Origin of the sequence: Corynebacterium sp. HMSC065D07, assembly GCF_001810695.1 — a bacterium.
In the GTDB taxonomy this organism is placed as follows: domain Bacteria; phylum Actinomycetota; class Actinomycetes; order Mycobacteriales; family Mycobacteriaceae; genus Corynebacterium; species Corynebacterium hesseae.
This window is the reverse complement of sequence record NZ_KV802470.1, coordinates 100,105-121,860: the sequence shown is the minus strand read 5'-3', so window position 1 is coordinate 121,860 and position 21,756 is coordinate 100,105. Positions and strand designations below refer to the sequence as shown.

Here is a 21,756-nt window from a genome sequence, read left to right as displayed (position 1 = left end):
TTGATCCCACCGAGGACCCGACGGTAGAGCCAACGGAAGACCCAACCGAGGATCCGACGGAGGATCCGACGGAAACCCCGACCGAAGAACCGTCGGAAACCCCGACCGAAGAACCTGAAAAGCCTGGTTTTTCTACTTCGAGCATTCCGGACCTTAGCGGCCTGTGGCCGCTCATCCCGCTGGTGATTATCCCGCCGGCACTGGCCCACTTCTTCAAGCCTCCGCACATTCCGGAGTTGCCGACGAAGCCGGTCAAGCCGGTTGAGCCGGTGAAACCGCAGCAGCCGCAGCAGCCGAAGGTGTCGAACACGGAAGCACAGCCGACGCCAACGCAGAACCAGAATGCTCAGCCGAACCAGGCCAGCCAGCCTGGTACGACCTCGAGCACTCCGGCCTCTGCTAAGAGCACCTCGTCTGGCAAGCTCGCCAACACCGGTGCCAACGTCCTAGGCCTTGTTGGTGTGGCTTTGGCGCTCATCGCTGGTGCAGCGTTGATTCTGCGTCCTAGCCGCCGCAAGGATTCCTAAGACCTAGGTTTCCTTAGGGGGCTTGGCCAGCCCCCAAGGCAGTGGTTGAGTGAACCACGAGCAAACGCCCGAGCAAAAGCTCGGGCGTTTCTTCTTGCGCAATCGCACTGCGAGGTCCAGATACGCCTTCGAAGTTCGATGCTGGCATTGAGCAAGGTTTGTCAGCTTTCGTGGTGTTGCGCCCCTCGACCGGAACTGAGCAAGATTGAGGGCCCGCTGTCCTGTCGGCCGAAACGCTGAGAACCGCCGGGGCCTTAGGACTCTTGTGTGCGTCACCCTTCGCGCTCACCGGGAGCGCTAGTGGTCGCTGATTGATGTCCCCCTGTGAGCGCGAAGGGTGGGCGGGGGAGACGTAGGCGTGTGCGGCACAGCTGTTGGGTTCCCTGCGGTCAAGAAAAAGCCCCGGCCACCACGCTCGTTGTGAGCTCGTGGTGGCCGGGGCCTTGCTCGGCGCTGTGCTGTGTGTCAGCGCTTCAGGTCATAAGCACCTTTAGATGTCGAAGGCTTCCTCCAGCAGGTTCTTCTGCTCAATCTGGTGAACCTTCGCGTTACCGGTAGCAGTCGAGGACTGCGAGCGGCGGGACACGCGGACCATCTCCGGCATATCCGGGATGAGCTCACGCAGGTGCTCGTTGTAGAACGGCCACGGACCCTGATTGGCCGGCTCGTCCTGCACGAAGCGAATCTGCGTTGCATTCGGGTAAGCCTCGAAAGCCTCACGCAGACGGTTGAACGGAATCGGGTGGAGCATCTCCACGCGGACGATAGCGATATCGTCGCGGCCGTCGGCCTCCTTCTTCTTGGCCAGCTCCCAGTAGAGCTTGCCGGAGACCAACATGATGGTCTTGACCTTGTCGGTATCGCCGACCTTCTTGCCGTTGATGTCAACGAAGTTCGGGTCATTGATGACGGACTGGAACTTCTTGATCTCAGTGAAGTCCTCGACGGAGGAGGTCGCGGCCTTGTTGCGCAGCATGGACTTCGGGGTGAAGACCACGAGCGGGCGCTTCATCTCGCCGAGAGCCTGACGGCGCAGCAGGTGGAAGTGGTTAGCCGGGGTGGACGGCTGTGCCACGGTCATGGAGCCCTCAGCACACAGCTGGAGGTAGCGCTCGATGCGGGCGGAGGAGTGGTCCGGGCCCTGGCCCTCGTAGCCGTGGGGCAGTAGCAGGATCAGGCTGGACAGCTGCCCCCACTTGGCCTCACCGGAGGAGATGTACTCATCGATGATGGTCTGAGCACCGTTGGCGAAGTCACCGAACTGTGCCTCCCAGGCCACGACAGCATCCGGGTTACCCACGGTGTAGCCGTACTCGAAGCCCATGCCGGCGTACTCGGTCAGCGCGGAGTTGTAGACCATGAACTTGCCGCCATTGCCCTTGGACTCAGCCAGGTGTGCAACGGGGTTGTATTCCTTACCCGTGTGCGGGTCGAAGGCCACTGCGTGGCGTTGGGTGAAGGTACCGCGGCGGGAATCCTCACCGGCCAGGCGCACGACCTTGCCGGAGTTGGCCAGGGAGCCAAAGGCGATGAGCTCGCCCCAGCCCCAGTCGATGCCACCTTCGCGGGAGGTCTTCTGGCGGTCCTTGGCAACCTTGCGAACACGCTTGTGGTACTCGAAGTCCTCCGGCGGGGTGCCGTAGGCATCGCCGATCTCGGCGAGTTCCTCGGCAGTGATGGAGGTATCCAGACCGCGGGTCAGTTCCTGGGAGGAGGTAATACCGGTCTGCTCCTTCGGGCCAGCCTCTTGCGCCTTCTTGTGCTCGGTGAAGACGGATTCCATCTGGTCGTGGAAGTCGCGTGCAGCTGCCTCTGCCTCTTCATCGGAGAGGTCGCCGCGGCCGATGAGCTCCTCGGTGTAGCGCTCACGGACGGACTTGTGGTCATCGATGATGTCGTAGAGCAGCGGCTGGGTCATCGACGGGTCATCGGCCTCGTTGTGGCCGCGCAGACGGTAGCAGACGAGGTCAATGAAGACGTCCTTGCCGAAGCGACGACGGTACTCGGTGGCCAGCTTGCCCACCCAGACAACTGCCTCGGGGTTGTCGCCGTTGACGTGGAAGACCGGGCAGTCGAAGCCCTTGGCCAGGTCGGTGGCGTAGTGCGTGGAACGTCCGGAGTCCGGGGTGGTGGTGAAGCCAACCTGGTTGTTGACAACTACGTGGACGGTACCGCCGGTGGTGTAGCCGCGCAGCTTGGACAGGTTGATGGTCTCCTGGACCACGCCCAGGCCGGTGAAGGAGGCGTCGCCGTGGAGCATGATCGGCACGACGGTGTGGCCCTCCGCGCCCTTGTCCAGGATGTCCTGCTTGGCGCGTGCGATACCTTCCATGACCGGGTCAACGGCCTCGAGGTGAGACGGGTTAGCGGCCAGGGTGACCTTGATTTCGCCGTCACCAAACATCTGCAGGTGCTCGCCCTCAGCACCCAAGTGGTACTTCACGTCACCCGATCCGCCGAGCTGGCCGCCCTTGTAGTTGCCGTCGAACTCACCGAAGATATCTGCCAGCGGCTTGCCCACGATGTTGAAGAGCACGTTGAGGCGGCCGCGGTGCGGCATACCGATGACGACCTCGTCGAGGTCCTGGCCAGCGGCGGTGTCCACGATGGAGTCCAGCAGGGCGATGAGGGACTCAGCGCCCTCCAAGGAGAAGCGCTTCTGGCCCACGTACTTGGTCTGCAGGAAGTTCTCGAAGGCTTCAGCCGCGTTGACCTTCTGCAGGATGTACTTCTGCTCAGAGTTGGTCGGCTTCGGCATGCCGGCCTCAATCTGCTCCTGCAGCCAGCCGCGCTCATCGCGGTCGAGGATGTGGGCGTACTCAGAGCCGACCTTGAGGGTGTAAGCGGAGCGCAGGCGGGTAACCACCTCACGCAGAGTCATGGTCTCCTTGCCACCGAAACCGCCGACGTTGAAGGTGCGGTCCAGATCCCAGATGGTCAGGCCGTGGGTAGCCAGGTCGAGGTCGCGGTGATCCGGCCAAGGCAGGCCCGGCTGCTTCCAGCCCAGCGGGTTGATGTCAGCCAGCAGGTGGCCGCGGGAGCGGTAGGCCTCGATGTACTGCATGACGCGCGTGTTCTTGTCGACGCCCGTGTTGGGGACGTCGGCAGCCCAGCGGAAGGGCTGGTAGGGAACGCCCATGGACTCGAAGAGCTCGTCCCAGAAGGCGTCGTCCAGAATGAGCTGGCCGATGGTGCGCAGGAACTCACCAGACTCAGCGCCCTGGATAACGCGGTGATCGTAGGTGGAGGTGAGGGTAACCAGGCGTCCGACGCCCAGGTCTGCCAGACGGTCTGCGGAGGTGCCGGCGAATTCAGCCGGGTAGTCCATGGAGCCGACACCGATGATGGCGCCGGAACCCTTGGTCAGGCGGGCGATGGAGTGACGGGTGCCAATGCCGCCCGGGTTGGTCAGGTTGATGGTGACGCCGGAGAAGTCATCCATCGTCAGCTTGTTCTTGCGGGAGCGGTCAACGATGTCCTGGTAGGCATCGATGAACTCGGAGAAGGTCTTGTTCTCTGCCTCCTTGATGGCAGCCACGACGAGGGCGCGGGAACCATCCTTCTGCGGGAGGTCGATGGCCAGGCCCAGGTTGACGTGCTCCGGCTGGACCACGGTGGGTTTGCCGTCCTTGATTTCGTAGCGCACGTTCATGTCCGGGTGGATCTGAACCGCCTTGACCATGGCGTAGCCCAGGATGTGGGTGAAGGAGATCTTGCCGCCGCGGGTGCGCTTGAGGTGATCGTTGATCATCGCACGGTTTTCCCACATGAGCTTGACCGGGATGTCGCGCACGGTGGTGGCGGTGGGGATCTCCAGGGACTCGTCCATGTTCTTGGCGATTGCCTTGAACATGCCCTTGAGCACGCGGGAGCCCGGCTCCGGTGCATCCTTGATGCGATCCAGCGGGGACTCGGACTTCTTCTCCGCCTTCTTTGCGGACTTAGCGGCCGCGGCAGAAGCCTTAGAGTCGCTCGGTGCCTTGGCACCCGGTGCGGCAGGGGACTTCTCTGCAGCCTGTGCCGCGCCCTTCTTTTGTGCGGGGGTGGTGGCCGGAGCGTCCGCAGCCTTGGACTGTGCGGCCGACTTCGGTGCCCCGTTGGCCTCAAAGTACTCGCGCCACTCCTTGTCTACGGAGTCCGGGTCCTTTGAGTACTGCTGAAACTGTTCGTCAATCAGCCACGCATTCGGGCCATAGATGCTCGAGTTGCTCACGGCAGATGCTCGCCTCTTTCTGTGCTTCTAAGTTTGTCTTTATTCGACTCTAGTAGGCCAATCCACGGGTGCGAAAGGCACCCCGAAAAGTGTCTTCCTTTATGATACGGGCCCTGTAAGTTTGGCCACTATCCTGGGCGCGTTTCGCGGCCTTTACTCCCCCTGCAGGGGGGAGAGTTGAGTGTTGGCATGGTCAATTACTTGGCGGCCCAATTTGCGGTTGGCGGTTGTTCCCAGCACCGCGCCTACACCCATCGGCAGCAGTTTAGACACCCACGCCCACTTCAGCTTCTTGGTGGCCTGCTTCATAAACAGCTTGGTCAGGCGGCCGTTGAGGCCGCTGAGGGTAGGGCCGGAGAAGCGCGAGAGAGTGGCCGCGGAGGTAACACCGGACAGTGAGGTCACATCGCCCACAAAGGTATCGACCAAGGCGCTACCCTGGGAGCCGGTGAGCACCACCAACACGAGTGCGCGGCGGCGCTCCTTATCGCGGATGTCGTCACCGCGCAGGTGCGCCGAGGCGAGGATGTACCACGCGGCTGCTTCGAGGAAGACCAAGGATTCAGCGCCAACGGTGGCTGCGCCGGTGACGAGGCCGATACCGGGGATAGCAGCGGAGGCACCGGCGGCGGCACCCGTGCCGGTGATGATGTTCATGAAGTGCTTGTCAATGAGTGCTTGGAGCTGAGCCGGGCTGGCGTCGGAGTTGCGCTTCTTTAGACCTTCGACGTAGCTGATGATGACGGAAGATTGTACTGAGACGATCTTGTCGATGGCTCCTAAGAAACCTTGGGTAATGCGGTTGGACTCATCAACCTCCAAGGTGCCTACGGTCTCGGAAGTGCTGGCCCCCTCTTTAGATGAATCCCGGCGGCTAACAGATTTGTTCTTTTTGTCAAAGACCTTGTCGAGCATTGTCTCACCTTAATTCTTTGCTAATGCTGATTGTGAATCTGAACTGTATGTTTACCACCGTATCGAAAAAGCTTTATTGAGCGCGTCGGCAAGCTAGCACACTAGGGTATGAGACATGAGCGAGTTTGAGCCTTCCCCTCCGCGTGAGGTCAGCGCGGCCGCGGCGCGCTTGCTTGCAGATTCCCTCCGCGCCCGTGCCCGCGCCGCCCACGAGGCAGCACGCACTGCGCTTGCCGACGATCTCACGGTCCTCACCAGCGGCGGCTGGGTACGCGGCTGCATCGAAGAGGAATTGCGCACGGACCGTCCACTGAGCGCGCCCGTGCGATCGTGGCGCGGGATTCCCTTCGGCGCGGATACGTCGGGTGCGTACCGTTTCATGGAACCGCGCCCTGCCCCGGCCTGGGAAGGGATCCGGGATTGCCGCGAGTTTGGCCATGTTGCCCCGCAGCCGGTCTATTCCTGGACCGACCGCATTGAAGGCGCGGAGGACTGCCTGACCCTCGATGTCGTCCGCCCACACCATGCGGGTGGGCCCGATGCACCGTCGGGTTCTCAGGAAGGGGAGAAGCTGCCCGTCGTGGTGTATTTGCATGGTGGCAGCTTCATCGTGGGCTCCTCCCACATGTTGATGCTGCGCGGTTTCGAATTCGCGGCGCAGATGGGCGTGGTCTATGTTTCGGTGAACTTCCGCTTGGGCGCCTTGGGTTACCTCGACGTCCGCAGTCTTGGCGGTGAGGCGTGCGCTAACCCGGCGGTGGCGGACCAGGTCTTGGCTTTGGAGTGGGTGCGGGACAATATCGCGGCCTTCGGCGGGGACCCAGACAATGTCACGCTCATGGGGGAATCCGCCGGCGGTGCTGCGGTCCTGACGTTGATGGCTGTTCCGCGCGCCGAGGGCCTGTTCCACCGTGCGATTGCTCAATCACCACCGATCGGCATGATTCATTCGCGAGCGCAGTCAGTCTTTTGGGCCCGCGAGCTGGTCCACAAGATGGCCTTGCCGCGTGATACCACCGCGGATGATTTACGCCGCGAAGATTTCGCGGACGTGGTGCGCTCCGGTCAGTCTATGATGTGGCGCGCGGGGGAGTTACTGTATCTAAATTCCTGCTATGCGCCGACTGTCGACGGCGACCTCATCCCACAGCACCCCATCGAGGCCTTCGAGGCCGGCAACCAGCACCCCGTGCCCTTGCTTGTAGGAACCAACTCCGGTGAAGCTAGTTTTGGCAAGTTCCTTTACCAGCGTCAGAGTGCGCGTGAGCGCGCAGCGCTGCGCCTGCTAGCTTCCTTCGATCCGGAAAGCGCACCGGATGTCGTCGCGGCATACGGTGGTGCGGTGTCGCGCCGCGATTTCGGGGACTTGCTTACCGACGCCCTCTTCTGGGCCCCCACCGTCCGCGTGGCTTCGGAGCATGCGCGGCGCTATCCGACGTGGATGTACCGCTTCGACTTCGCCCCGGCAGCACTGCGTTGGTTGGGCTTGGGAGCGATGCATTCGATGGAGCTCTCCAATATCTTTGGTGATCCGGGAGCATCACGCGTCTCCTTCCTCACCAGCATTGCTAAATCCTCCGAAATGGATGACGTGACGGAGACCATGCAGGCGCAATGGGGCGAGTTCATCAGGGGAGGGGCTCCTCAAGACAACTGGCCGCAATATCGCGCACCGCAGCGCTCGACGATGGTTTTCGATGTGGAGCCGCGCGTCGAGGAGGCACCGATGGAGGGGCGTCGCCAAGCGTGGGAGGCCTACGACATGTTGGAGTGGGGCACCGGGCGTCCGGAGATTCTGAAGGAACTGGGATTCCTGCTTGCGGACGGCAGCTATTGAGGGCAAACGCAGGTAAGATGTGTGGGGCCTTGGCAGCAGCCTGGGTGAGACTCCCACATGGATGGATGTTTATCACATGAGCTTTTTTGAAGATATCGCCTCTGCGCTGGACGGGGAGGGCATTGAGTCCCGCGTCAATGACGATGTGATGTTCGTGCCCATCACCTCCGATTTGGAAATCCAGTTTGTGGAAATTGACCCACTTCTGCCAGCCGCCAACGTATATATCGCCGCCGCAGACGTGGACGAGGATGACGAAGACTTCGAGGCCGTTTTGGTGTCCGTGGCGTTCTCTGTGGAGGATGCGGTTGAGGCCGTATCCCGCCACATCGCCACGGACCAGGTGGTGACGGTGCTGCGTGACCTGCTGGAGGGCACCGATGAGCGCATCGCTGAGTTGGAGTTTGTCCAGGACGAATTCAACCCGAACCTCGTCGTGGCGGAGGTAGCCAACGATTCGGAACTGCGCGTGCTGGTGGAGACCATCGACGGTGTTCCGAGCGCGGTCGTGCGTTTCCTCTCCTTCGACTTTGATGAGGAAGAGCTCGATGAGCTGGAGGATGAGGCAATCAGCAAGCTCTGGGACATCGAGACTCCAGAGGACCTGAGCGAAGAAGAGCGCGTTGCCATCTTCGGCGACGCGGAAGACGTGGACGGCGGGCTAGCTCCCATCATCGAGGTTCCTGCCGAGGCCCTCGAACTGGGCACCTACACCGACTTTGACCGTCTCTTTGACGTGCTGAGCCTTGTCTCCGATCAGGCCTTGGATTGGGAAGCCCAGCTGGTCAGCATCGATGATTCCGATATTGACGAGCCTGAGGTCTATGACATTTTCGGCGCCGATGATGAGGACGAGGATGACGTTCTTTTCGACGACGATGATGACGATGACTCCGACATCGAGGAAGGCGACGCCGACGACTAAAAGCGTCCGGGGTAGGGTAGGAGCGTACTTTTCCCTGGCGTTGAAGAGGAGCAACCAAGACAAATGCCGAATGACAAGGCATCGCTGTACCAGCGTCTGTGTGTTGGCTCAGCGCTAGTGTGTGTGGCTTTGTCTTGGGTGCTGTCGTTGAATCCGGACTATGGCCATCGGGATTTTGTCTTTTCCTCCGTGCTTTCGACCGGCGTGTGGTGCCTGAGTCTGCTCGGCGCAATTTTCTTCATTGCTGCACAGTGGCGGTCCTTGGGTAACCACGCACTGTTCAACCCTTTGCTTGCAGTGGCGGCAAACCTCCTCTTGTCGTCGTTGATCTTCAACATCAACATCCCCTTGTACCTCGACATGATGGGCACGGCTTTCATAGCAATCGTTTACGGCCCTGTCTTGGGAATGGGCACCGCAGTTTTGAGCGCTTGCCTGGCTAGTATCAATAACCCGTCGCTCTTGGCGTATTTGCCAACAGCCGTGGTGGTGGCCTATTTGTTTGGCTGGCTTGCGCGCCGTGGTGCGTTTAAACGAACGCTGGCCATGATGCTTGCTGGTACCGGGCTGGGCATTGTCGCAGGATTGTTGTCCGCAGTTTCTACGTGGTTACTTCCCAGCGATTACGGCCAGCGCGGCCCCGCTGAACTTATAGCGCTGTGGGAGCTCATACTGCACGATGAACACCTCGCCATACTGCTTCAGAACCTGTGCTCTGACGTCATTGACAAGACGTTTACGGCGCTTGTGGTGTGCATTGCAATCCGCTTGGCGCCGAAACCCATCCTCCGCCTTTATGACTACCCGGAGACGCGCCCAGCATTGGATCGCGTGCTGACGGAGGATAGGTTCTCACTTTCTCTTGATGAGGAACCGCCCAAAGGTTTCCTGGACCGGATCCAGCGCTACTTCTAGCGGCTGAGCATCTCGACCTGATGAGGCCCACCGGTACTAGGCGGCCTGACTAAGCCCTTCGAAAAGGGAAAGCGGGGAATGCACCGGTGTGTAGGTGCTATCCACCAGCCACACAAACGTAGCTGCGCTGCTGCTGGAAATCTCATGCACTGCGGAGACGAGTTCTTCAGGAACTAGGGCCCGCACCCACGCTTCCGCTAGTGAGGGGGCGACGGGGCGGCCAGTGGGATCAGTAATGCGCACCGTAACGAGGTAGGAGGGCACGCGCTTTTCGCCATACCCCAGAACGCGGGCCTTAGCCCGCTCACCCACGCGGTGGCGCGAAATGGTAAGCGTCAGCGGGAGTGCTTCACCGCCATATGTCTTTACCGGTGGCAGCACTTTTGATGGTGGGCGCCACTGTGGCGTCGGCCGCGCAAGCGAGCGCGGATGGCGGATGATGCTCTCTATGGAGCGAAGCGTTTCGTGGTGGTGGTAGAGGATATCCGCGGTGAGTTCACCGGTGCTGAGAGCGGACGGGGACTGAACGGAAGTGTGAATGCTGCTGTAGTTCTTCATGGCCCACACACTAGAAATCCACGCGGACATCACCGAACCTTTAAGGGAACATATGTTCGATGTAGCGTTCGACGATTTGACGGGGTGGGATACAGTGAATGGCGATATGAAAAGTACTGCAGCTCCGCAGGTTAAGATCCCGCGGGAAATTTGGGTCATGGTCACCGCCGGGTTCATCATCGCCTTGGGGTACGGGCTCATTGCGCCGCTGCTTCCACAGTTCATCGTTAGCTTCGACGTCTCGATGGCCGCAGCCGGCCTCGTTGTCTCCGTCTTTTCCGCTAGCCGCCTAGTCTTCGCCCCGGCTGCCGGCTTCCTCATTGACCGCGTGGGCACGCGCCGCGTGTACGTGACAGGTTTGTTCACCGTGGCGCTCACCACCGGCTTGGTGGGGATGGCGCAGGAATACTGGCAGATCGTCGCCTTGCGGGCTATCGCCGGCATTGGTTCGACGATGTTTACTGTCGCAGCAATGGGCCTCATCGTGCGCCTGGCACCGCCCAGCATCCGCGGGCGCTGTTCGGCCACCTACGCCACATCCTTCCTTCTCGGCAACGTGATTGGTCCGCTCGTGGGTGCGAGCCTTTCCTTCCTGGGGTTCCGGTGGCCCTTCTTTATTTACGGCACCGGTGTGGCCATCGCCGCGCTGGTTGTGTGGATCCTCATGCCGTCGGTCAATCGCGCCGATGAGCGCCGGCGCCAACTCCGTCCGATGCACTTGGCGGAAGCCTGGGAGGATACCGCCTACCGGGCGGTACTGACGTCGAATTTTGCCCAAGGCTGGATCAACATGGGCGTGCGCGTGGCTGTCCTCCCTCTGTTCGCAGCCGCCATTTTTGCCAACGGCGCCTCGACGTCGGGCGTCGCTCTGGCGGCCTTCGCCGCCGGCAACGCCATTGTCCTGCAGTTCTCCGGATCATGGTCTGACCGGGTCGGACGTCGCCCGCTCATCATTGCAGGACTGGTGGGTTCCGCATTGTTCGTTGGCACGCTGGGCTTGGCGACGAACATCGTATCCCTCCTCATCCTCTCCGCCCTGTCCGGCGCGGCATCGGGCCTCATCGCTCCGTCGCAGCAAGCAGCCGTGGCGGACATCGTCGGCTCGCAGCGCTCGGGCGGACAGGTGCTGTCGACGTTCCAGATGGCGGGTGACTTCGGGCAGATTTTAGGCCCGATTTTCATCGGGCTGCTGGCGGATAGGTACGGATTTGAGACCGCTTTCGGGTTCTGCGCGCTCGTGGCTGCGGCCGGCATTGTTGCGTGGGCATTCGGCCGCGACACCTTGGGTGAGCGGAAGATCATTCTGCGTGGGTTGCGCCGCCGCTACCACCCGCGGCGATAGAGAGCAGAATAGTCCGACTGCGAATTGCTAGCGGAGTTGTGCTGACGGAGTTTCGGGGCGGGACTAATGCTACTTAGCTCGTGTGGCGCGCTTTCTTGCTGCATGCAGCCCAGCGTGGGGTGGTGCCAGTCTTGAAGCTGCGTTCCCTAAAACGCGTAAACCCATACACGGAAGTTTCGGAACCGGTATCTGGGCGGTTCCAGCGCTTTTGGCTACGCTCGCTCGCGGCTCCCATAACCGACCTCCATTTTTCTGCACCAAGGCAACAGAGATTAATTACTTCTTAATCTGCTAAGAAAAGATTAATTTATGGTGGTTACGGCGTCAACTTCCTGGTTTAACTCAATGTGAGGTTTAAGCCACAGTGCGCCCGGCTGCATAAAGCTGCTTGGGCATGTCACGGCGGAGGCTCCATTCGAACTGGATCGGCTTCTCACCGCTGTGCGTGACGTAATCGACGTTTCCTAGGAAGGTATATGCCGAAGCCGTATCCACCTTGTTCTTCTTATTAAAACGGGTTGCGATGATGATGTTGCCGTTGAGCTCATGGTGGTGGATGTAGCGGCGGGCCATCGCGGACTTAAGTGATGTGGTGGATTGGGATTCCCAGTGCAAACGATCCGGTGCTAGCGGGTAATCGCGGTAGTTTGTCGAAGCACTAACGTTCTCATCCTTTTGGAAAGTAACCAGGAAAAGATCAGTGTTAGAGGCATCGAAGCGGCGTACCCCTTCGCGTGGGAGGTTGGCGAGCTTGCGCAGAGAGCCGTCGTCCAAAGCGCCGACGAGTTCGGCGAGGCTGTAATCCGCGTGTGTTTCCAAGACACTATTCGTCGATTTCTCTGGGATGACTCGGGAGCGGTCGAGTGTGAGCCGCATAACCTGAGTTACTTCGGCGACGAAGGCAGGGCAGGCGCGGATGATGCCCAGGGCCTGGTCAATGGTCTCTGGGATTGCCGTATTTGAGTTCGCCCACAGAGCCAGCACAAGCATGGTGGCGTACCGGACTTGCTCGGGAGTCATATCGTTCTCATATGGCCCATCCGGAGAAACCAGGAGACTGTAGGCCGCTACGCGGTTGAGATCGTTGATGTGTAGCAGCACCCGGATTCGGCTGAGTAGAAACTCTTCGTGCTCGCTCGCAGGGCCGAAGGGCAGCAGGTTCTCGTCGCGAAGCAGCGTGGTCCACGTAATGCCCTTGCGACGGTAGATGTCTTCCACGGGGACGCCAGAGCTATTTATGAAGCTTGCGAGGTCGGTCGAGCCGTAGTCAGTAATGAGTGCTCGTATCTTCTTAACGGTGTTCCGGGCCAAGCGTTTGATGTTCTTTAGAACGCGCTCGGTCGTCACGCGGTCCAAGGTGATGCTAGAGCCAGGCGGGGCAGTAGGGAATCCTTGCTCTACCTCCTTGGCGAGGTTCTTTCCGCGAGCGGCGGTAAGCACCTTGAAGCGCTCTTCGAAATCGAATTCCTCGTGCTGGAGACCTAAGAAATCAAAGACGGTACAGGCGTTCTTTCCTTCGTTGAGGCGCAGACCTCGGCCAAGCTGTTGGACGAAGAGCACCGGGCTTTGCGTCGGGCGCAGAAGCAACAGCGTGTTGACCGCTGGGATGTCGATGCCTTCGTTGAAAATATCGACCGCGAAGATGATCTTGATCGTGCCTTCGCGAAGCTGCTCGATGGCGCGACGACGCTCATCAATGTTGAGCTTGCTGCTGACCGCTAGGGCAGGGATACCGAAAAGGTTGAATTGCTCCGCCATGTATTCGGCGTGGGCGATGGTCACACAGAAGCCAAGGGCTTTCATCTCGGAGAGATCGAAAATGCGACGGTTGAGCTCATTGATGATGAACCTGGTGCGCTTTTCTCCGGCCTTGATATAAAACTCGCTCAGCTCCGAAGCTTGATAGTCCTTCTTTCCACGGTTCCAGGTTAGGCTCGTCAGGTCAGTAGCATCGTCGACTCCGTAGTAGTGCAACGGTGCGAGGAGCTGGAGGCGCAACGCATCCCAGAGGCGAAGCTCATGGGCTACGCGATAATCGAAATACTTCTGGACGTTCTCACCGTCACCGCGCTCCGGTGTAGCCGTGAGGCCAAGGAGCTCACGCGGCTGCAGGTAGTCCAGAACAGCGCGATACGTTGCGGCTTCGGCGTGGTGGAACTCATCAATGACGACGACTTCAAAATGGTCCGGCGCAATCTGGGCCAGGCGCTTGCCATGCAGCGACTGGATGCTCGCGAAGACATGGTCCCACTGGGCGGGCTGATCACCGCTTAGGAGGAGCTCGCCAAAGCTGGCAGTGCGAAGAACCTCGCGGTACGTCCGCTGGGCCTGGGTGAGAATCTCACGCCGGTGGGCAATGAAAAGTAGTCGTGGCCTTCGCCCCAGTTTCTCGCATAGGCGGCGGTAGTCAAGTGCAGCCACGACCGTCTTGCCTGTACCGGTGGCGGCAATGAGGAGGTTGCGGTGACGACCGTGAACTTCGCGCTCGGAGTCTAAAGCTTCGAGCATCTCCTCCTGATAAGGATAGGGCTCGACGCGAAGGCCTGATAGCTCGAGCTTTTCGCCGGGCTTTGATTCGAGGAATTTGGCGCTGCCTAGCGCGTCCTTGAGGCGCTCGTAGTCCTTCTCGGGATCAAATGCTTTGAAGTGGGCATCGTACCAATAGCTGTCGAAGGTTTTGATGAACTTCTCAATGATCTCCGGCGTGGAGGAACGAGAACCTCGGACGTTCCACTCCCAGCCGTCAACAAGCGCTGAGCGCGAAAGGTTTGAGCTGCCGATGAAGGCGGTGTCGAACCCGGACTTTCGCCGGAAGAGCCAGGCCTTGGCATGCAAACGTGTGCTCTTGTGTTCGTAGCAAATGCGGACTTCAGCACCGTAATCTTCCACGAGTCGGCGCACTGCGGCTGCTTCGGTCGCCCCGCAGTAAGTGGACGTAATGACTCGCAACGGAATCTGGTGATCCCTGAGGTATTCCAGTTCATCGCTGATGATCGCAATGCCCGAGCTCTTGATGAAAGCGCACAGCAGATCGACGGAGTCCGCCGTTCTAATCTCACGGGCGATCTCAACCGACATATTGGTGTCGTCCACGCTGTTGGTGAACAAGGCACTGGTGTTGAGCGAGACTTCCGGAAGCTCCGGGGCCTCCTCGAGCTCTGATCGATAGATGGCGTAGAGCAGCTGTTCTGCGGCGATAGACTCATCCGCACCAAGATGTTGTGCTAGCGCATTGATGAGGGCAACGCGGTCTTCCGCCTTCGTCATCTCGGTGAGTTTTTGTTCAAGTGCTTTGGCGAAATGCTGAGACACTGCCGCGGCGAAGCGCGGATTGACGTCCTTCGTGGACTCGTGAGCGATGCCAGTAGCAGCCGTGGGGCGAGCCCGTTTGGTCTCCTCGATCCGCTCCTGAATACGAGCGGTGACCGGGGTTTCGTAGATGCCGAAGGGCAGGATGGATTCGGAGCTCATAGGCGCGAAGAAATGAGTTTGACGGTGGGAATGTCTGCGGGAGCCCAGTCGAGTTCCCGTGCCTCAGGTGAGGTCACCCAACGCGTCTCGTCGTGATCACTAAGGGTTAGTTCACCGGACTCGATGCGGCACAGGAATGTAGTTAGCTCAATGGTGGCGAAGTCATACTCGTACAAGGTCGAGGTGACCTTGTCGCCAACGGTTGCGGTTACGGAAAGCTCTTCCTTGATCTCACGCGCCAGCGCCTGCTCCGGGGTTTCGCCCGACTCAACCTTGCCGCCCGGAAACTCCCACATGCCGGCGAGGGACTTTCCAGGAGCCTTTCGACAGGCCAGGAAACGATTGCCGTCTGTGAAGACGGCGCCGACAACACGAATCGGTGAACTCATGGGGACCAGTATGCCGGCTAGCCCCGGTCTTATCTAGGAATTCGCGCCCGTGGCAGCAGAAATATGCGCAGTCACAATGTCATCAATCAACCGCGCGGCCAGCTTGGCGGTGTGGGCGTCGATGTCGAAGGTGGGGTTGAGCTCGACGACGTCGACAAGCGCCAGGCGTCCCGTGGCGGCGATGGTGAGTGCGAGTTCTCGGATGATGTTTACCGGGACGCCGAGGCCTGCGGGGGCGGAGACGCCAGGGGCTTGGTCGGCGGGCAGAACGTCCAAGTCGATGGAGAGGTGGATGGGTGTGGTACCGGCGCAGATGCGCGCGGCGGTGTCGCGCACCTGGGCGAGGTCCATGCTGAGCAGTTCCTCGTCGAGGACGACGGTGACGCCGAGGGCGGCGGCTTCGTCGAAAAGCACGGGCGTGTTGTTGGGGCGGGAGATTCCCAGGACGGAATAGTCGAAGTCTTCGCGGCCGACCAGCTCAGAAATCTGCTTGAACGGGGTGCCGGAGGTGGGCACGTCCGCGGTGCGGAGATCGAAATGCGCGTCCAGGTTGATGATCTGCAGTGGGCCCTGGGCGCGGAAGGCGCCGCGGTGGGAGCCGAAGGCCGTCTCATGGCCGCCGCCGAGGATGATGGGCAGGTGCCCGGCGCGCGAGAGTGATTCCACTGCATCGGAGAGGCGCTCGTGGGAGCCCTCCAGGTCGGTGCCTTGAGTGGTGATCGTGCCGGCGTCGTAAAGCGGGTGCGTATGGTGCAGCGCCAGGGAACCCAGGGCGCTGCGCAGGGCGGCCGGGCCTGCAGCCGCGCCGGGGCGTCCATGGTTGCGCTCAACGCCCTCGTCGGAGGCAAAACCAAGGAGTGCGACGCCGGGTTCTGCCTGGGGCTTGGCGACGTCCAGCGGGCGAACCACGCTGTGCCACCGCGCATGCTCGGGGCCCGGGCCATCGGAGCGGCCGGACCACTCGGGGGCGGGGGAGTAGGCGGGGGCATCAACGGTGTTCATGGTTATCCTTTCGCGTCTGTTCCTTGCGTGGTACCTGCGGCGGTGCGGCGGCCGGTGAGGTAGAAGATGGCAGTCATGAGGAGGATGAAGATAACGCCCGTGGCGAGTGCCGGGCGGTACTGCTCCTGCCATACCATGATGCCAAAAGTGAAGATGATGAAGACGATCGAGAAGTATTGGCCCCAGGGCCAAAAGGGGACGGTGTATTCCAGGCTGGCACGCTCTTCGGTGGGCATCTGGCGGCGGGAGGCCACGTGGGCCAGGAGGATCATCAACCACACGTAGATGGTGGCGAAGGTAGCCAGGGAAGCGATGATTTCGAAGACATTCTCCGGGATGAGCGCGTTGAGCGCGGTGCCGATGATCATGACGATGAGCAGGATGATCATGGTCATGACGGGCACACCCCGAGTCTTCTTCGCCATGATCTGCGGCGCGAGGTTCTGGCGTGCCAAGCCGGTGAGGACGTTGCCGGCGCCGAAGAGATCGGCGTTGATGGCAGAAACCGCCGCGGTGATGACGACGACGTTGAGGGCGGCCGCGGCCCAGGTGACGCCGAGGGTGGAGAAGATTTGGACGAAGGGGCTTTCCTCGCCGGTGATGCTGCGCCAGGGGTTGATCATCAGGATGACCAGGATAGCCAAGACATAGAAGAGCAGGATGCGCACCGGGATGGTGTTGACGGCCTTCGGCACGGACTTGGCGGGGTCCTCGGCCTCCGCGCTGGCGACGCCGACGATCTCCGTGCCGCCGAAGGCGAAGAGGACCAGGATGAAGGAAGCGACCATGCCGGAAATACCGTTGGGGAAGAAGCCGCCATCGTTGACCAGGTTGGCCGGGCCGGTGGTCTCCGCTGTGGAGAGGCCGAAGACGAGCACGGCCACGCCGCCTAAGATCATGGCGATGACGGCGCCGACCTTGACGATGGTGAAGGCGAATTCCAGCTCACCGAAGGCCTTAACCGTGGCGAGGTTGGCGCCGCCGACGAGGAGCAGCGTGGCCGCAACCCAGACCCATTTGGGCGAGCCGGGGAACCAGAATTGCATGTAGACGCCGATGGCGGTCAGATCCGCCAGGGCCACGATGACCATCTCGAAGGCGAACATCCAGCCGGTGATGTAACCCGCCCAGGGGCCTAGGAAGGCGCGGGCGTATTCGGCGAAGGAGCCGGTGACGGGGTGGTGCACGGACATCTCACCGAGCGCGCGTAGGAGGAAGTAAACCACGGCGCCGCCGAGGAGGTAGACCAAGAGGACCGAGGGGCCGGCGGCTTGGATGGCGCCGGCGGAGCCGTAGAACAGGCCGGTGCCGATGGCCGAGCCCAGGGCGATGAAGTGCAGGTGCCGGTGTTTCAAGCCGGGGCGCTTGGCGGTGGTTTCTGCCACGGGGATGCGTCCTCCTCAGTTCCCCTATGCGGTGCTCGTTGGTTCCGGCGCCGCGGATGAAGGGGAGTGGTTGGTGCGGGTGGGTCTGGGAGTTACTTTCCTCTAGTTCAGACGTGGGGTCAATTTTGTGGTGGGGGTGGCACGGTTGGGCTCTATGGCGGGGGACTCATTCCGCTTGTGGGGGTGACGTGCGTGACAAGTGTGTGTGGTGCCGCTAGTATGTGGAAGACCTGCGTGTGGCTGTCGCGTGGGCACGGCTTCAAGCAACCGCCTTTTCTTGGCGTGTGCTTGATCGGCGCGATCATTTAAGAGAACGCGTTTGTGGCCGTGCTAATGACGTGTAGTTTCCACCACCGTGAGGTAGAACATGAACTCTGAAGACGCAATCGTTGACGCCTTCTACGAAAGCGACGACGATGTCCCCTCCAAGAAGGGCATCTGGCGCCTCTTTGTCTACAGCGCTATTGGCGCTTTCGTTTTCTTCTTTCCCATTAGCTATGACGGAAAGAAGTCCATCCCGCTTGACCACATGGTCACCATCATCCGCACTTATGCCGATGCCTTCGTGCCCTGGTTCATCCTGGCGCTGGCGCTCTATGGCACGGTGCGTAGCATCGTGAACAAGAACTGGCGGGAGGGGCCGCTGCAAGCGGTCTTTACAGTCCTCAACGTGGTGGGCCTGGTGGTTTCCTTCCTCATGGTCATCGGAACCCTGCCGGGAGTGCTGGGCAATGAGGACATCGTGCCCTTCCTGTGGAATTCCATTGCCACCCCGGTGGGCCTCATCGTGCCAATTGGCGGCGCCTTCCTGGGCCTGCTGATTGGCTATGGCCTCCTTGAATTCGTGGGCGTGTTCATGCAGCCCATCATGCGCCCGCTGTGGCGCACGCCGGGGCGCTCCGCCATCGACGCTGTGGCTTCCTTCGTGGGCTCCTACTCTTTGGGAATTCTCATCACCGACCGCGTGTATCAGCGCGGCGGCTACACCGCACGTGAGGCATCCATCATCGCGACGGGCTTCTCGACGGTCTCAGCGGCTTTCATGGTGATCGTCGCCAAGCAGCTCGACCTGATGGGCATGTGGGGCACCTACTTCGCGGTATCCCTCGTGGTGACCTTCCTGGTTACTGCAATCACCGTGTGGATTCCGCCGCTGAGCAGGATCCCTGATGAGTACGTCGACGGCGTGCAACCGGACCCCGAAAAGCCGGTCAAGGGCAACTTCATCAAGGCCGCCTGGCGCGAGGCGCTGCTGGCGCTGGACCGCGCGCCGTCTTTGGGTGCTGCCATCTGGGAGAACCTGCGCGATGGCGTGCGCATGGCGGCGGCGATCGTGCCCTCCATCATGTCGGTGGGCCTGATTGGCCTTCTGCTGGCTAACTTCACTCCGCTCTTCGATTGGTTGGGCTACCTGTTCTATCCCTTCGCGTGGATTGTCCAGCTGCCGGAACCGGCACTCGCGGGCAAGGCAGCCGCCATGGGAATCGCGGAAATGTTCCTGCCTGCCACCGTGGCGGCTGGGTCCTCGAGCATGGTGCTCAAGTTCGTGATCGGCGTGGTCGCGATTTCCGCCATCATTTTCTTCTCCGCGCTGGTGCCCTGCATCCTGGCCACCAAGATCCCGATCAAGCTGTGGCAGCTCGTGGTCATCTGGTTCGAGCGCGTGGTGCTCACCATCATCATTACGACGCCGATTGCCTTCTTGGTGACCTAAGGAGGGCTCAGATGAGGGCTCACTAGAATGTGGGCCCATGAGTACCTCCCGAGTCCCGGCGGCGCGCAACGCGCTGGAGATCCTCCGGCTGCTGTCCACCATCGACGTGCCGATTTCCGCCGCGCGCATTCGCAGTGAGCTGAACCTGCCGCGCTCGTCCACCTACCACCTGCTCAAGGAAATGGTGGACGCGGGATTCGTGGTGCACCTGCCGGAGAACCAAACCTATGGCTTGGGGCTCGCCGCCTATTCCATGGCCGCGGCTTATGCCACGCAGCAGCCCCTCGTGAAGGCAACGCAGGGGCACCTTGAACGCATCGCCAGCAGCGTGGGCGGCTCGGGGCACCTGTCGCGCTTGGCGGGATCGGAGATCCTCTACCTCAACGAGGTTCGCGCGCCGGGGGCGCTGTCACTGGTCACGGAGAGGGGAGTGCGGCTGCAGGCACAGCGTACGGCCTCGGGGCGGGCGATGTTAGCGCTGCTTCCGGAAGCAGAATGGAAGGCGGCATTCTTCCCCGGTTCCTTAGGCTTTGGGGAATACAAGGAAATCCTGCGCCACGTACGCGAGCGCGGTTGGGCCGAAGAGGTTGAGGTGGTGGCGCGCGGGCAGGCGTCGGTAGGCGTGGCGGTGGTTGACCACGTGGGCAGGCCGGCAGCGGCGCTGGCGGTGACTTTCCCGGTGGGCACTGCCGACGCCACCGACGTCGCACAACAACTGCACGCGGCAGCACAGCAGGTGGCAAAGAGGATGTACGGGCGCCGTTAAAACGTAGTGCGCGGGGTATTGGCGCGCCGGGGAGCCTGTTGTACTATGAGCGCAACGCGTAAGGCTGTCGCGCGTATCACCATTTTTCTATTCTTGTGAAAGCAAGTACGTATTTTCGCGTGCCTTTTCTCCCCGCTGGTGGGTGAGGTGCGGGCAACGCGGCGACGTTAAAGGAGCCTTACATGTCTAATTCTTATCCCTCCACCGTGACCGTGGGAATCGGGGCGCTGAGCATCGAGGAGGTCGTGGCCGTTGCGCGCTATGGCGCGCCGGTAGAGATTTCCCAGGATGCGCTTGAGGAAATCGCCTCCACACGCGAGCGCGTCGAGGAGCTGGCGCAGGACCCGACTCCGGTCTATGGCATTTCCACCGGCTTCGGCGCCCTGGCCCGCCGTCACATTCCGGAGGAGATGCGCGCGCAGCTGCAGCTTTCGCTGGTGCGCTCGCATGCGGCGGGCACGGGCCCGGAGGTTGAGCAAGAGGTTGTCCGCGCGCTCATGTTGCTGCGCCTGTCCACCCTGTGTACTGGCCGGACCGGTGTGCGCCCGGTGGTGGCACAGACCTATGCCGCGGTGCTCAACGCCAACATCCACCCGGTGGTCCGCGAGTACGGCTCCTTGGGCTGCTCCGGCGACTTGGCTCCGCTCGCGCACTGCGCGCTGGCGCTGTTGGGTGAGGGCGAGGTGCGCGTCGACGGCGGTGATATCACCCCGGCCGCCGAGGCCCTGTCTGCTGCGGGCATTGAGCCGCTCAAGCTGCGGGAGAAGGAAGGCTTGGCGCTAATTAACGGCACCGATGGCATGCTGGGCCAGCTGTGCCTGGCTATTACAGATCTGCGAGAACTGGCCAAGACCGCGGATATCGCTACCGCAATGACAGTGGAAGGCCTGCTGGGCACGCTTGTGGTATTCGCCGATGACCTGCAGCAGCTGCGCCCACACCCGGGCCAGGCGGATGCCGCAGCCAATATCCTGCAGGTTGCAGAGGGGTCGGAGATTCTCGCGGCTGCCCTCGAGGACTTCAAGAAGAAGCAGGTCCAGGACGCCTACTCCGTACGCTGCGCCCCGCAGGTAGCCGGCGGTTTCCGCGATACTTTAGCGCACACCGCCTTGGTTGCGGAGCGGGAGCTTGCCGCGGCCGTCGACAACCCGGTTGTGGCCAAGGATGGGCGCGTGGTTTCCAACGGCAACTTCCACGGCGCGCCGGTGGCCTACGCGCTGGACTTCCTGGCCATCGTGGTGGCTGACCTGGCCTCTATTTCTGAACGTCGCACCGATCGCTTCCTCGATGTTGCCCGCAACCGCGGCCTTAACGCCTTCCTGGCCGATGACCCGGGCGTGGACTCCGGCCACATGATTGCGCAGTATGCGCAGGCGGGCATCGTCTCTGAGCTCAAGCGCCTGGCCAACCCGTCCTCGGCGGATTCCATCCCGTCTTCGGCGATGCAGGAAGACCACGTTTCTATGGGCTGGTCGGGCGCGCGCAAGCTGCGCAAGGCAGTCGACGGACTGCAGCGCGTCCTCGCCATCGAAATTCTCACCGCCGCCCGCGCTATTGATATGCGTGAGGGCAAGCCGGCCAAGGGTACTGGCGCGGTCATTGACACTCTGCGCCAGACCGTGCAGGGTCCGGGCACCGACCGCTACCTCTCCCCAGAGATTGAGGAGACCGTGCGCCTGGTCAAGGAAGGTGCGCTGGTGGCTGCGGTAGAGGGGGCCGTCGGCACGCTGCGCTAACTCCACCCCAGCCCCATGGTCCACGCGGTCCATGGGGCTTTCTCGTCCGCCCTTGATTTCA

General features: G+C 61.4%; 15 protein-coding genes. 8 read left to right on the top strand and 7 right to left on the bottom strand.

Annotated elements, in window-relative coordinates; genetic code table 11:
* Window positions 1-527, top strand: a 527-nt coding sequence (locus HMPREF2760_RS08945) for an LPXTG cell wall anchor domain-containing protein (protein WP_246823664.1), incomplete at its 5' end; no start/stop codon positions are given.
* Between the two features lie 490 nt (window positions 528-1,017).
* On the opposite strand, the gene HMPREF2760_RS08940 is transcribed toward HMPREF2760_RS08945, so the two are convergent.
* Window positions 1,018-4,740: a multifunctional oxoglutarate decarboxylase/oxoglutarate dehydrogenase thiamine pyrophosphate-binding subunit/dihydrolipoyllysine-residue succinyltransferase subunit gene (locus tag HMPREF2760_RS08940; RefSeq protein ID WP_070562915.1), complete on the bottom strand. Its 3,723-nt coding sequence runs from the start codon at window positions 4,738-4,740 to the stop codon at window positions 1,018-1,020.
* A 153-nt stretch (window positions 4,741-4,893) separates the two neighbouring features.
* A complete protein-coding gene (locus HMPREF2760_RS08935; protein WP_070562918.1) occupies window positions 4,894-5,655 on the bottom strand; it encodes a hypothetical protein in 762 nt (253 codons plus the stop codon).
* 115 nt (window positions 5,656-5,770) lie between these two features.
* On the opposite strand from HMPREF2760_RS08935, the gene HMPREF2760_RS08930 reads away from it, so the two are divergent.
* The 3 genes from HMPREF2760_RS08930 to HMPREF2760_RS08920 all read left to right on the top strand — a co-directional run bounded on the left by HMPREF2760_RS08930 (window position 5,771) and on the right by HMPREF2760_RS08920 (window position 9,332).
* A complete protein-coding gene (locus HMPREF2760_RS08930; RefSeq protein ID WP_070562921.1) occupies window positions 5,771-7,492 on the top strand; it encodes a carboxylesterase/lipase family protein in 1,722 nt (573 codons plus the stop codon).
* Between the two features lie 76 nt (window positions 7,493-7,568).
* On the top strand, window positions 7,569-8,417 hold the full coding sequence (locus tag HMPREF2760_RS08925; protein ID WP_070562924.1) for a DNA primase: 849 nt from the start codon (window positions 7,569-7,571) through the stop codon (window positions 8,415-8,417).
* Between the two features lie 63 nt (window positions 8,418-8,480).
* Window positions 8,481-9,332: an ECF transporter S component gene (locus HMPREF2760_RS08920; RefSeq protein ID WP_070562927.1), complete on the top strand. Its 852-nt coding sequence runs from the start codon at window positions 8,481-8,483 to the stop codon at window positions 9,330-9,332.
* 36 nt (window positions 9,333-9,368) lie between these two features.
* On the opposite strand, the gene HMPREF2760_RS08915 is transcribed toward HMPREF2760_RS08920, so the two are convergent.
* Window positions 9,369-9,890: a hypothetical protein gene (locus HMPREF2760_RS08915; RefSeq protein ID WP_245168466.1), complete on the bottom strand. Its 522-nt coding sequence runs from the start codon at window positions 9,888-9,890 to the stop codon at window positions 9,369-9,371.
* Window positions 9,891-9,996: 106 nt separating this feature from the next.
* Between HMPREF2760_RS08915 and HMPREF2760_RS08910 the strand changes: the two genes are divergently transcribed.
* Window positions 9,997-11,232: an MFS transporter gene (locus HMPREF2760_RS08910; protein WP_070563092.1), complete on the top strand. Its 1,236-nt coding sequence runs from the start codon at window positions 9,997-9,999 to the stop codon at window positions 11,230-11,232.
* A gap of 354 nt (window positions 11,233-11,586) precedes the next feature.
* Here HMPREF2760_RS08910 and HMPREF2760_RS08905 read toward each other — a convergent pair whose 3' ends face one another.
* Genes HMPREF2760_RS08905 through HMPREF2760_RS08890 form a run of 4 tightly spaced genes read right to left on the bottom strand, consistent with a single transcriptional unit; the run spans window position 11,587 to window position 17,479 of the window.
* The gene (locus HMPREF2760_RS08905; RefSeq protein WP_070597108.1) at window positions 11,587-14,703 is read right to left on the bottom strand and encodes a DUF3427 domain-containing protein; all 3,117 of its coding nucleotides are present in this window, start codon (window positions 14,701-14,703) and stop codon (window positions 11,587-11,589) included.
* Entirely contained in the window at window positions 14,700-15,092 is a 393-nt protein-coding gene (locus HMPREF2760_RS08900; RefSeq protein ID WP_070524965.1) for a (deoxy)nucleoside triphosphate pyrophosphohydrolase, read from the bottom strand. Before HMPREF2760_RS08900 ends, HMPREF2760_RS08905 begins: the two co-directional genes overlap by 4 nt.
* 33 nt (window positions 15,093-15,125) lie before the next feature.
* Window positions 15,126-16,094, bottom strand: coding sequence for a formimidoylglutamase (gene hutG / locus HMPREF2760_RS08895; protein ID WP_070597107.1), 969 nt, complete (start codon window positions 16,092-16,094; stop codon window positions 15,126-15,128).
* 2 nt (window positions 16,095-16,096) lie between these two features.
* Window positions 16,097-17,479, bottom strand: a complete 1,383-nt coding sequence (locus HMPREF2760_RS08890) for an amino acid permease (RefSeq protein ID WP_070531231.1) — start codon at window positions 17,477-17,479, stop codon at window positions 16,097-16,099.
* A gap of 367 nt (window positions 17,480-17,846) precedes the next feature.
* On the opposite strand from HMPREF2760_RS08890, the gene HMPREF2760_RS08885 reads away from it, so the two are divergent.
* The 3 genes from HMPREF2760_RS08885 to hutH all read left to right on the top strand — a co-directional run bounded on the left by HMPREF2760_RS08885 (window position 17,847) and on the right by hutH (window position 21,695).
* Window positions 17,847-19,193, top strand: coding sequence for a YjiH family protein (locus HMPREF2760_RS08885; RefSeq protein ID WP_070597106.1), 1,347 nt, complete (start codon window positions 17,847-17,849; stop codon window positions 19,191-19,193).
* Between the two features lie 37 nt (window positions 19,194-19,230).
* Window positions 19,231-19,959 (top strand): IclR family transcriptional regulator, encoded by a 729-nt coding sequence (locus tag HMPREF2760_RS08880; protein ID WP_070597105.1) that lies wholly within the window; start codon window positions 19,231-19,233, stop codon window positions 19,957-19,959.
* 182 nt (window positions 19,960-20,141) lie between these two features.
* Window positions 20,142-21,695, top strand: coding sequence for a histidine ammonia-lyase (gene hutH / locus HMPREF2760_RS08875; RefSeq protein WP_070597104.1), 1,554 nt, complete (start codon window positions 20,142-20,144; stop codon window positions 21,693-21,695).
* The last annotated feature ends 61 nt before the right edge of the window (window positions 21,696-21,756 follow it).